The organism is Actinokineospora bangkokensis (assembly GCF_001940455.1).
GTDB classification, from domain to species: Bacteria; Actinomycetota; Actinomycetes; order Mycobacteriales; family Pseudonocardiaceae; genus Actinokineospora; species Actinokineospora bangkokensis.
Genome location: NZ_MKQR01000004.1, coordinates 56,828 through 68,559 on the forward strand (window position 1 = coordinate 56,828; position 11,732 = coordinate 68,559).

An 11,732-nucleotide genomic window follows, 5' to 3' on the forward strand; every position below is an offset into this window, starting at 1 on the left:
TTACGTTTGTCGCGATCGCGTGGCGCGCGGGCGGCGATGCCGCTTGACTCGCCCCCGTGCACATCGATCTCGGCACCCCCACCGGCTACCTGCTCGCAGCCCTGGCGGCGGTGGTCGTGTGGGAAGCGGTCAAGCCGCACCTGCACAAGGCCAAGTCCCTGACGCCCAGCCGCGCCCTCACCACCTACCGCGCCGCCCTGCACCGCGCCTACGCCCGCCCCGCGATCGCCTACCTGCCGCCGCCGATCACCCGCGACCCCGCGGTCGGCCCGCTCGACGTGCGCGCCCTCGACCAGCACACGGTCATCACCGGCCCGCCCGGCGCGGGCAAGACCACCCACCTGCGCCGGATCCTGGCCACCTGGACCGGTGGGCCCGCGCCGGTGCTGCTCGACCTCGGCGCGCTCGCCGGGCCGCCCGAGCGGACCTGGCGCGAGCACATCACCGCCCGGCTCGGCGCCGACGGCCACCCCAACCCCGGCCCGTTCGCGCGCCGGGCGCTGGCCGGGCGCGGCCTCACCGTCCTGCTCGACGGCTACGACGACCTGCCCGCCGAGCTGCGCCCGCGGGTGGTCCAGTCCATCCGGGCCTTCGCCACCCGCTACCCGAGGTGCAAGCTGGTGGTCGCCAGCCGCTCGGACGCCCCGATCCTCGACGGCGCCACCACCACGGCCGTGCCGCCGCTCACCGACGCCGAGATCCGCCGCTTCTGCGCCGGGATCAAGGACCCCGACCTGCTCAAACCGCTGCGGGACAACCCGCGCGCGCTGCGGCTGGTGCGCACCCCGCTGCTGCTCAGCCTCTACGCCGCCTACCCCGAGGCACCCGCGCCCACCTCGCGCGCCGCCTTCTACACCCGCGTGCTCAAGGCCAGGCTCGACGAGTGCCCCGACCCCGGTGCCACCCTCGACGTCCTCATCGGACACGCGCTCGGCGGCCCCGCCCCGGACGACGACGCCGCGGGCCTGCTCGCCCCCGGCGGTGGCTTCGCCGTCCCCGGCCTGCGCGACCACCTCGCGGCGCTGGGCCTGCGCGCCGACCGCGACGGGCTGGTCGAGCGGTACAAGGCCGACCCCGACGGCACCCGCGACACCGTGCTGTCCTGGTGCGGGGCGGTGGGCACCCAGGCGGGCCCGCTGATCGAGGACGTCTTCGCCCTGGACCCGGTGCTCGCCCTGGAGTGCCTGCCCGAGGCCAGGACCCTCGACATCGCCGTCGCGGACCGGATCACCGACCACTTCCGCGCCACCCTGGCCCCCGACACCGACCCGCGGGTGCTGCGCGCGCTGGGCGGCCTGGCCGCCGACCCGCGCCCGCGCGGCCAGGTCGTCCTGGCCTTCCTCATCACCGCGGCCCAGGGCGGCAACCCGGCCGCCTGCCACGCCCTCGCCGCCTCCGGCCTGCCCCGGGCGGCCAAGCTGCTGGCCGACCGCCGCCACCTCACCACCCTGGCCACCATGGGCGACGCGGCCGTCCCCGCCCTGCTCGGCGTCCTCGACCGCCCCGACCCGCTGCCGGTGGTCGACGCGCTGGCCGCCACCCCCTCCGCGGTCCCGGTGCTGGTGGGCCTGCTCGACCGCGACGACCTCGCCCAGCGGGCCGCGGAGCACCTGGCCGCCGTCCCCGACCTGCCGCCGGAGGTGGCCGAGCGGGTCGCGCGGGTGCTGGGCACCCCGGAGGTCGAGCCCGCCGCGCGCCGCCGCCGCGCCCGGTGGCCCCTGCGCGCCCTGGTCACCGCGATGGCGCTGGTGACGGCGGGGGAGGCGGTCGGCGGCGCGCTGCTGGTGGGCGCCGACTGGCTCGGGCTGCTGCTGGTGCTGCTCGTGGTGCTGGCCTCGGTGGTGGAGGCGGTCGCGATGGCCGGGCGGCCGCGGACGGGTCCCCTGGCGGCGTTCCTGGTGCCGGTGGTCGCGGCGGCGCCGTACGCCGGTCCCTGGGTGTCCGCGGGCACGGCGCTCGTCCTCGTCGCCCTGGCCGCGGTCGCGATCCGCACCAGCAGGCGGCGTGCCCCCGGCCCGCCGCCCGGCGCGGTGCCGGAGCGGGCCCCGCAGGCCCGCGCCGGTCAGGCGAAGGCGCCGACGGCCAGGTAGGCGGCGAAGGTGCCGAGCCAGTGCTCGGCGGCGTAGCCGTAGCCGAACACGTACTGCCACCCGGTCTGCCGGTGCGCCTCGGCGGCGTCGGCGGCCAGGGCGGCGCAGCGGTGCCCCGGCCCCAGCGCGGCCGCGATGCCCGCCCAGCACCAGGCCCGCGACAGCGCCAGGCCCGCCAGGTGCGAGCCGTGCGGGTCGGCGGGCGCGTCGACCTCCACCGGGGTGCGCAGCACGGCCCAGCGCGGGCGGGTCAGGTCGGGCAGGAAGGCGTCGAACCAGGCCTCGAACTCCTGCGCCGAGAGCACCCGGCGCATCAGGTCGGCCTCGGTGAGCCCGGGGGAGAGGAAGTCCGCCGCGTCCGGCTCGTAGGCGCCGTAGTCGGTGTCGAGCAGGTAGAAGCGGTGGGCGGCGGTGGCGCAGGCCGCGGCCAGCTCCTCGTCGCCGACGGCCCGGGCGGCGTCGAGCGCCAGGCACAGCGCGAAGGCGGTGTTGGTGTGCGTGCCCACCCGCACGGGTCTGCGCGCCGAGGTCAACCACTCGACCCACCGGGTGCGCACCGCCGACACCAGCGGCCACAGGGTCTGCGCCCAGCGCGCGCCGCCGTCCCAGGTGCGCAGCTCCGAGTCGAGCACCAGCAGCCACGCCCAGCCGTACGGGCGCTCCCAGTGCGCGCCCTCGGGCCGGAGGAAGAAGTCGGCCTCGGTCTGGGCGTTGGCCACCGTGATGAGCTCGTCGAGGGTGGCGCGGGCCCGCTCGGCGGACGGTGACCCGGGGTGCAGGCGCAGCATGCGGACGGCGAGCCACGTCTGGTGCACGCAGGAGTGCCAGTCGTAGGAGCCCGCGAACACCGGGTGGAGTTCGCGGTGGGGTATCAGGTCGGCCGGGGACTCGACGAGGCGGATCCAGTGGATCGGGTACTCGCGGCGGAGGTTGTCGGTGGCGGTGGCCAGCAACCGGTCGGCGGTGGTGGGGTCCAGGGTCAGCTCGGGCATTGGCGCATCCTGCCTTGTGCAAAGTGCACAGTCAGCCGGTACCGGCGCCCGGTACCACGCACCAGACGCGTCGTCCACATCGTGGAACAGCTGTCCCGGTTCCGGGCAGGTCCCGCGCACCTTCTAACCTGGATGCGTGAACTGGACCGTGGACGTGCCGGTGGACACCTTGCCCGAACTGCCACCGCTGCCTCCTGAGCTGCGCACCCGACTCGACGACGCCCTGGCCCGGCCCGCGGCCCAGCAGCCGGAGTGGCCGGACGCCGAGCAGGTGCGCACGGTGCGCTCGCTGCTGGAGAGCGTCCCCCCGATCACCGTGCCCGCCGAGATCGACAAGCTCCAGCGGCGGCTGGCCGAGGTCGCCCGCGGCGAAGCGTTCCTGCTGCAGGGCGGCGACTGCGCCGAGACCTTCGTCGACAACACCGAGCCGCACATCCGCGGCAACATCCGCACCCTGCTGCAGATGGCCGTGGTGCTCACCTACGGCGCCAGCATGCCGGTGGTCAAGGTCGGCCGCATCGCCGGGCAGTACGCCAAGCCCCGCTCGGCCAAGACCGACGCCCTGGGCCTGCCGGTCTACCGCGGCGACATCGTCAACTCGCTGGTCGCCACCCCCGAGGCCAGGGTCCCCGACCCGGGCCGGATGCTGCGCGCCTACGCCAACGCGGGCGCGGCGATGAACCTGGTGCGGGCGCTGACCGGCGCGGGCATGGCCGACCTGACCAAGGTCCACGACTGGAACCGCGACTTCGTCAAGAACTCCCCGGCTGGGGAGCGCTACGAGGCGCTGGCCACCGAGATCGACCGCGGCCTGCGCTTCATGCAGGCCTGCGGCGTCGAGGACAGCTCGCTGCACACCGTGGAGTTCTTCGCCTCGCACGAGGCCCTGCTGCTCGACTACGAGCGCGCCCTGCTGCGGCTGGACACCACCGGGCCCGACCCGCGGCTGTACAACCTGTCCTCGCACTTCCTGTGGATCGGCGAGCGCACCCGCCAGCTCGACGGCGCCCACATCGCCTTCGCCGAGCTGCTGTCGAACCCCATCGGCCTCAAGATCGGCCCCAGCACCACCCCGGAGATGGCGGTGGAGTACGTCGAGCGCCTCGACCCGCGCAACGAGCCGGGCCGCCTCACCCTCATCTCCCGCATGGGCAACGGCAAGGTCCGCGACGTCCTGCCCGCCATCGTGGAGAAGGTCGAGGCCTCCGGCCACAAGGTCATCTGGCAGTGCGACCCCATGCACGGCAACACCCACGAGTCCTCCACCGGCTACAAGACCCGCCACTTCGACCGCATCGTCGACGAGGTCCAGGGCTTCTTCGAGGTGCACCGCAGGCTGGGCACCCACCCCGGCGGCATCCACGTCGAGCTGACCGGCGAGGACGTGACCGAGTGCCTGGGCGGGGCGCAGGAGATCTCCGACGCCGACCTGGCCGGTCGGTACGAGACCGCGTGCGACCCGCGGCTGAACACCCAGCAGTCGCTGGAGCTGGCGTTCCTCGTGGCGGAGATGCTGCGCTCGTAGTACCCCCCGCGCCGTGACCAGGGGCCGCTCCCACCCGGGGGCGGCCCCTGGTGCGTCCGGGGCCCGGCACCGGCCGAGCCCCGGGCCGCGGGCTCAGCCGAAGAAGGCGAAGACGGTGATCTCCGTGCCCTGGGCCACCCGGGAGCCCGCGCCCGGGCTCTGGGTGAAGATGCGGCCGTTGTCGCCGGAGGGCAGTTGCAGCTTCAGCGACAGGCCCAGCTGCTGGAGCAGGGCGCGCGCCTCCCCGACCGTCTTCTGGTTCAGGTCGGGCACCGTCACCGCGTTGGACAGGGTCACGTAGACCCGCTTGTCCCCGTCGGCCTCCACCTGGGTGCCCTGGGCGGGGGTGGTCTTGATGACCCGCCCGGTGTCCACGGCGTCGGAGAACTCGGCCGGGGCGTCGAAGGGCTGGAAGCCCGCCGAGGTGAGCAGCTGGTAGGCCTCGTCCCTGGTCTTGTTGCGGACGTCGGGGACGGGCTTGGGGGCGGGGCCCTTGCTCAGCACGACGACGACGCGCTGGCCGATGTCGACCTGGGTGCCCGAGGGCGGCTCCAGCCGGATGACGGTGCCCTTGGCGACCTTGTCGTCGTAGGCGTTCTTGCCGTCGTCGCGCTGGGGCTGGAGCTCGGCGTCGCGCAGGGTCTGCTCGGCCTGGTCGGGGGAGGTGCCGGGGGTGATGTCGGGGACCACGGGCTTGCCCTTGGAGACCACGATCTCCACCTGGTCGCCGCGCAGCAGCTCCGCGCCCTCGCCGGGGTCGGTGGAGATGACCCGGCCCGCCTCCACCGAGTTGTCCCGCACGGAGGTGAGCTTGGGGGTCAGGCCCGCGTCGCGCACGGCCTGCTCCGCCGCCGACGCCTGCTGCCCCACCAGGCGGGGGACGTCGGTGTAGCGGCCCGCGGAGAACCACCAGATCCCAGTCGCCAGCACGGCCACCGCCAGCACGCCCGCGATCACCGGGACGAGCCAGCGCGGCCTGCGCCGCCGGGGCTGGGCCTGCGCGGGGTGGGCGCCGGTCTGCGGGGGCGGCGGCCCCGCCGGGGGCAGCGGCTGGGGACCGCTCGGCGGGTACTGGGTGGCCTGCTGGCGCTCGGCCACCCGCTCCAAGTCCGAGCGCAGCATGGCCCGGGTGCCCTGCGGCCCCGCGGCGCTGTAGCCCGCGGGCACCACCGGGCGCACCACGGTGGCGCCCTGCGGCGCGGGGGCAGGCACCGGGCGCACGCGCACGGTGGCCTCCGGGTCGACGTCTTCGGTCGGCCACTGCGCGGGCGCCCCGGCGGGCGGCGTGGCGGGCACGATGGCGGTCTCCACCGCGTCCTGGCCGTCGTGCACCTGCGCCGGGTCCGCCTGCACCGGCAGCACGCCGGAGGCGGTGCCCACGTCCGGCCCCGGCAGCTCCTCGACGGGCAGCGGGGTGGGCACCGGCACGCGCATCCTGGGGAGGTTCAGCGCGGTGCGCACGTGCTGGAGCTCCACCAGGAACCCGGCGCCGTCGGCCGGGCGGGCCTCGGGGTCGCGCCGGGTGCAGCGCACCACCAGGTCGTCGAGCAGCGGCGGCACCCCGTGGGCGGACCCGCTCGGCGCCGGGACGTCGTCGTTGACGTGCCGGTAGGCCACCGACAGCGCGTTCTCGCCGCGGTAGGGGGCGGCGCCGGTCAGCATCTCGTAGAGCAGGATCCCCGAGGAGTAGACGTCGCCCCGGGAGGTGGCCGCGCCGGTGGTCACCTGCTCGGGGGACAGGTAGGACACCGTGCCGAGGATGACGCTGCTCTTGGTCGTCCCGGGCGAGTGGATGGCCCGGACCAGGCCGAAGTCGGCGACCTTGACGACCCCGCCGGTGCCGATGAGCACGTTCTCCGGCTTGACGTCGCGGTGGATCAGGCCCGCCCGGTGCGCCGCGGACAGCGCCGAGAGCACCGGCTCCATGATCGACACCGCCAGCGGGGCGGGCAGCGCCCCGCGCTCGGCCAGCAGGTCGCGCAGCGTGCCGCCCTGCACCAGCTCCATCACCAGGAAGACGTGGTCGCCGTCGAGGCCCTGGTCGTGCACGGCCACCACATTCGGGTGGTGGATCTTGGCCGCCGAGCGCGCCTCCCGCTCGAACCGCTCGACGAAGGCCGGGTCGGCGGCGAACCGCGGGTCCATGACCTTGATCGCCACCGGGCGGTCCAGCCGGGTGTCCAAGCCCCGGTAGACCGACGACATCCCGCCGTGCGCGAGCAGCGCGTCCACGCGGTAGCGCTGCTCCAGCAGCCTCCCGATCAACGCCGACCCCTTCGCCTCCACGGTGCCCGATCGTACGGAGCCCTGCTCGCCCGCGTGCCCGGCCCCGGGGAACTGTGACCCACCCGGGCACCGGCGCCCGCTCGGGCGGCCCGACCGGGTGTGGCAACCTTGCCCGGGTGAGCTCCGTACCAGCCGCTTCCGCCGCCGCCCTCGCCGAGGGCGTGGACCTGCTGCCCCTGCCCGACGTCGCCGACCGGCTCGGCCTGCCCATCAGCCGCGTGCACCAGCTGCTGCGCGAGCGCGGCCTGCTCGCCGTGCGGGTCAGCGGCAAGCTCGTCGTGCCCGCCGACTTCCTCGACGGCGACGCCGTCGTCAAGGGCCTGGGCGGGACCATCACCGTGCTCAACGACTCCGGCTTCAGCCCGGACGAGACGCTGCGCTGGCTCTACGCCGCCGACGACACCCTGCCCGGGCGCCCCATCGACGCCCTGCGCGGCGACCGGGGCCGCGAGGTCAAGCGCCGCGCGCAAGCGCTGGCGTTCTAGGGCTCCACCGACCCGCCACCCGCCCCCGCCGTCCCGACCCGGCACGACGACGGACGAGCTGACGCCGACCCCCTGGTGGGACACCGCCCCGGGACTCCGGCTCAGCCGCCGCAGGCGACCCACTGGCCCGCCGGGCACGCACCGGTGCGCTGCTTGTAGGCGGTGACCAGCTTGAGCACCAGGCCCTGCGCCGAGGCGGCGTCGTCGGTGGCGGTGACCAGCGTGGTCAGGCACACCCGTCCGGTGCTGCCCAGGCAGGTGCCGAGCTGCTGGTCGGCGTGCTCGGACCAGAACTTCGTCGCCACCGACCCGTACTTCCACACCACGTCGGTGCCGCCGTCGGTGTAGCCGATGGAGTAGACGTAGTTGCTGCCCTCGGTCTTGCGCGCCGCCGGGTCCGCGGGCTTGGCCTGCGCCCGGGCGGTGACCTTGGTCAGGTCCGGCGGGTCGGCCAGCACCAGGGTCGACCACTGCACGCTGTACGGGTGGCTGCCGGGCACCGAGTTGGCCCGCTGGTAGAACCCCGCCCACTCCGGGCCCGCCAGGGTGCAGGTGGCCGCGCCCGGCTGGCCGGGGGCCACCGGGCCCGCGACGGTCTCGCAGCTGCCCAGCGGGGCGTTGTCGCCCACCCAGTTGCCGCGCACCGACACCCGCACGGCGACCTTGCTCGGGTTGGTGAAGTTCACGATGATCGAGCAGCTCTGCGCACCGCAGGCGTCGAAGGTGTGGCCGCTCTCCTGCACGGTCGTCAGCACGTCCACCGGCGCGCTCACCTGGGCCGCGCTCGCGGCGAAGTCCTGGTAGAACCGGGCGGCGGTGGCCGAGCCGTCGGTGACCGTGGCCTGGAAGTCGCGCACGCTGGTGGGGTCGGACTCGCCCGCCTCGGACAGCTCGACCTTGAGCACCCCGTGCGGGGCCTTGCTGGCCACCGTCACCGCGCCCTTGCCGGTCTTGGCCCGCACCGCGTCGACGGCCCCGACCTTGGCCTTCTCGCCGTCGGCCAGCGGCCGGTCACCGGCCCGGTCGACACCTTCGAGCAGGTTCTGCCCGAGCACCTGGGGGGTGAACACGTCCGCGGGCTCCACCCCGATGAGCCCGGCGGGCACCCGCACCCACCGGTCGGCCACCGCGGTGCCCTTGCTCGGGCCCTCGGAGATGCCCGGCAGCGCGGCCCAGAACTCCGCGCCCGCCTTGAGGAAGATCGACCGGTCGACCACCAGCAGGGTCGCGGGCCGGGAGTCGAGGGTCAGCGTGCCGACCATCTCCCCGCTGCCCGCCGCGGTGATGTCGAAGGTCGCCGGGTGGCTGCCGGAGGCGGTCATGCCGCCCTGGTAGCGCAGCACCGCGGCCTCACCGAGGTCGGTGACCGCCTGGCGCACCGAGTCGGCGGCGGTCGGCGGGGCGACCTCGGCCGCCACCGGTGAGCCGCTGATCCCGCTGCTGCACGACGCGGCGAAGGCCGCAGCCACCGCCACCACCGCCGCCGCTGCGCGCCTGGACGACAAGCGGACACCCCCTGTTGATCGACAGCCAGGACCCTGCCGGGATTATCCCCGACCGCGGCGGGGCGCGGGCTCACAACCCGCCCGCGGACTCCCCGCGACCGCCCGCGCGGCCCTCGACCGGCAGCCTGCCGACGACCCGCTGGGCGGCCAGCCTGCCCGAGATGAGCACCGGCGGGATGCCCACGCCGGGGGTGGTGCCGCTGCCGGCGAGCACCACGTTGGCCACCCCCGGCACCAGGTTGCGCGGCCGGAACGGCCCCGTCTGGGTGACGGTGTGGGCCAGGGAGAACGGGGTGCCCTCGGCCAGCCCGGCCGCCGCCCAGTCCGCGGGCGTGACCAACCGCTGCACCTGGATCGCGTCACCGAACCCGGTGAGCCCGCGCGCCTCCAGCACCCGTACCAGCTCGTCGCGGTAGGCGGGCCCGACCCGCTCCCAGTCGACCGGCCCGGTGCGCAGGTTGGGCACGGGCGCCAGCACCGACACCTGCTGCCCGCCCGCGGGGGCCATCCCCGGGTCGGTGGCGGTGGGGCGGGTGACCAGCAGCGACGGGTCCGACATCAGCGACCCGCGCCGGGTCAGCTCGTCGAAGGTGCGCGCCCAGGCGCCGCCGAAGAAGATCGTGTGGTGGTCGAGCAGGTCCCAGGACCGGTCGACGCCGGTGTGCAGCAGCACCGCGGAGGGGGAGTGGCGCAGCCGCAGCGGCCTGCGCGGCGCCACCCCGAGCAGCCGGTACGCCGCGGGCAGGTCGGTGGTCAGCACCACCGCGTCGCAGGCGATCCGCTCGCCCGCGGTCGTGCGCACCGCCCCCACCCGGGTCCCGACCCGCTCCAGCCACGCCGCGGCGGTGCCGTAGCGGAACGCCACCCCGGCCCGCCCGGCCGCGGCGGCCATCGCCTCGGCCACCGCGCCGACCCCGCCCCGCGGGAAGTACACGCCCGCCACGGTGTCCATGTAGGCGATGACGGCGTAGGCGGCCAGCGCGCGGTCCGGCGCCACGCCCGCGTAGAGGGACTGGAAGGTGAACAGCCGCTGCAACCGCTCGTCGGACAGGAACCGGGCCACCGCGGGCCCGAGCCTGCCGAACCCGCCCAGGGCCGCCAGCCGCGCCAGGCGGGGGCCGAGCAGGTCGAGCGGGGAGTCGAAGTTGGCCCCGATGAACGCGTCGCGCTGCACCCGGTGCAGGTCGGTGAGCCAGCGCCGCAGCTCCCGGTAGCCCGCGGCGTCCTCGGGGCCCGCGACCCGGCGCACCTCGGCCTCCATCTCCTCGGCGCCGGTGTGCAGGGCGATGGTGCTGCCGTCGGCGAAGTGCGCCCGGTACGCCGGGTCGAGCCGCACCAGGTCGACCTCCGCGGCCAGCGACGTGCCCGCCGCGGCCAGCGCCTCGTCCACCAGCTCCGGCATGGTCAGCACGGTGGCGCCGGTGTCGAGGGCGAACCCGCCCAGCCGGTCGCGGGCGGCCCGCCCGCCCGGCCCGGCGGCGGCCTCCAGCACGGTCACCGCGCGGCCCGCCGAGGCCAGGTGCAGGGCGGCGGACAGCCCGGACAGGCCCGCCCCGACGACGACCACGTGGTCGGTGCGCCCGGTGATCGTCCGACGCCCGCGCATCGCTAGCTGGTCCTCCTGGTCGCGGTCACGGCCAGCTCGCGCAGCACCGCGCCCGCCGGGGCGGCCAGCTCCAGCCCGTCCAGGGCGGCGAGGGCGGTGCCGGTCAGCTCGCCCATGCGCCGCTCCACCGCGGCCACGGCGCCGACGTCGAGCAGCAGCGCGCGCACCCGCTCCACCCCGTCGGCGTCGAGGTCGTCGTCGCCCAGCGCGGCCCGCAGCACGTCGGCGCCCGCCGCGCCCGCCCGGCGCAGGCCCTCGGACACCAGCAGGGTGCGCTTGCCCTCGCGCAGGTCGTCGCCCGCGGGCTTGCCGGTGACGTCGGAGTCGCCGTACATGCCCAGCAGGTCGTCGCGCAGCTGGAACGCCACGCCGATGTCGGTGCCGAACGCGCGCAGCCCGGCCACCAGCGGCTCGGGCGCCCCGGCCAGCGCCGCGCCCAGGTGCAGCGGCCGCTCGACGGTGTAGGCGGCGGTCTTCATCCTGGCCACGCTCAGCGCCGCGGCGCCGGACTCGTCGCCGGTGGCCTGCACCAGCACGTCGAGGTACTGCCCGGCCAGCATCTCCGCGCGCATCGCCTGCCACGGCGGCAGCGCGGCCACCTGCCGGGCCGCGGGCAGCCCGGCGCCGGTGAACATGTCGTCGGCCCAGGCCAGCGCCAGGTCGCCGAGCAGGATCGCCGCGGCGGCGCCGAAGCGCTCCGGCTCGCCCAGCCAGCCCCGCTCGCGGTGGCGGGCGGCGAACTCCACGTGCACGGTCGGCTTGCCCCGGCGCAGCGAGGACGCGTCCATCAGGTCGTCGTGCACCAGCGCGCACGCCTGGATCAGCTCCAGCGCGCTCACCGCCCGCAGCACCGCCTCGGCGCCCGGCCCGGAGCCCTCGCCGCCCGCCCCGCGCCACCCCCACCAGGCGAAGGTGGGCCGCAGCCGCTTGCCGCCGCCGAGCACGAACCCGGCCAGCGAGGCCACCGCGGTGCCGAACGAGGGCGCCTGGTCGGCCATCGCGGCGTGCCGGATCGCCAGGTAGTCGGCCAGCGCCCGCTCGACGTGCGCGGGTAGCGCCTCGTCGATGGGCGCGTCGTGGGGTCCGTCGATCACCGGGATGCCGCTGGCTCGCACCCCCCCATCGTCCGCTGTGCGGCCGCGCGCCGCCGCCCCGGGGTGTCCGGATGTGACGCACCCGCCGGTGACCCCCGGTTGCGCCCGTCCGGTGAGAGGGGTGTCCCGCCTTTCGGACCATCGGTAAC

Annotated in this window: 8 protein-coding genes; 3 read left to right on the forward strand and 5 right to left on the reverse strand. The window is 75.9% G+C overall.

From position 1 onward, the window contains the following. Nucleotides 1–56: 56 nt before the first annotated feature. Entirely contained in the window at nucleotides 57–2,090 is a 2,034-nt protein-coding gene (locus BJP25_RS02205) for an NACHT domain-containing protein (protein ID WP_075973073.1), read from the forward strand. Here BJP25_RS02205 and BJP25_RS02210 read toward each other — a convergent pair. Continuing rightward, on the reverse strand, nucleotides 2,063–3,082 hold the full coding sequence (locus tag BJP25_RS02210; protein WP_075973074.1) for a DUF2891 domain-containing protein: 1,020 nt from the start codon (nucleotides 3,080–3,082) through the stop codon (nucleotides 2,063–2,065). The two genes, BJP25_RS02205 and BJP25_RS02210, sit on opposite strands and share 28 nt — an antisense overlap. A 136-nt stretch (nucleotides 3,083–3,218) precedes the next feature. On the opposite strand from BJP25_RS02210, the gene BJP25_RS02215 reads away from it, so the two are divergent. Beyond that, on the forward strand, nucleotides 3,219–4,607 hold the full coding sequence (locus BJP25_RS02215) for a class II 3-deoxy-7-phosphoheptulonate synthase (RefSeq protein ID WP_075973075.1): 1,389 nt from the start codon (nucleotides 3,219–3,221) through the stop codon (nucleotides 4,605–4,607). Nucleotides 4,608–4,700: 93 nt separating this feature from the next. Here BJP25_RS02215 and BJP25_RS31980 read toward each other — a convergent pair whose 3' ends face one another. Continuing rightward, on the reverse strand, nucleotides 4,701–6,893 hold the full coding sequence (locus BJP25_RS31980; RefSeq protein WP_084793607.1) for a Stk1 family PASTA domain-containing Ser/Thr kinase: 2,193 nt from the start codon (nucleotides 6,891–6,893) through the stop codon (nucleotides 4,701–4,703). 116 nt (nucleotides 6,894–7,009) lie between these two features. On the opposite strand from BJP25_RS31980, the gene BJP25_RS02245 reads away from it, so the two are divergent. Beyond that, on the forward strand, nucleotides 7,010–7,378 hold the full coding sequence (locus BJP25_RS02245; protein ID WP_269844514.1) for an Rv2175c family DNA-binding protein: 369 nt from the start codon (nucleotides 7,010–7,012) through the stop codon (nucleotides 7,376–7,378). Nucleotides 7,379–7,479: 101 nt separating this feature from the next. Here BJP25_RS02245 and BJP25_RS02250 read toward each other — a convergent pair whose 3' ends face one another. The 3 genes from BJP25_RS02250 to BJP25_RS02260 form a co-directional block, all read right to left on the reverse strand. After that, nucleotides 7,480–8,883, reverse strand: coding sequence for a hypothetical protein (locus BJP25_RS02250; protein WP_143218839.1), 1,404 nt, complete (start codon nucleotides 8,881–8,883; stop codon nucleotides 7,480–7,482). 70 nt (nucleotides 8,884–8,953) lie between these two features. Further along, the gene (crtI, locus tag BJP25_RS02255) at nucleotides 8,954–10,489 is read right to left on the reverse strand and encodes a phytoene desaturase family protein (RefSeq protein WP_075973078.1); all 1,536 of its coding nucleotides are present in this window, start codon (nucleotides 10,487–10,489) and stop codon (nucleotides 8,954–8,956) included. Nucleotides 10,490–10,491: 2 nt separating this feature from the next. Continuing rightward, complete coding sequence (locus BJP25_RS02260) at nucleotides 10,492–11,604, reverse strand: polyprenyl synthetase family protein (protein WP_233157878.1); 1,113 nt, start codon at nucleotides 11,602–11,604, stop codon at nucleotides 10,492–10,494. Nucleotides 11,605–11,732 lie beyond the last annotated feature (128 nt).

Coding starts and splice junctions, on each gene's coding strand:
- BJP25_RS02210 (WP_075973074.1), bottom strand. CDS start 3,082: ATGCCCGAGCTGACCCTGGACCCCACCACCGCCGACCGGTTGCTGGCC.
- crtI (WP_075973078.1), bottom strand. CDS start 10,489: ATGCGCGGGCGTCGGACGATCACCGGGCGCACCGACCACGTGGTCGTC.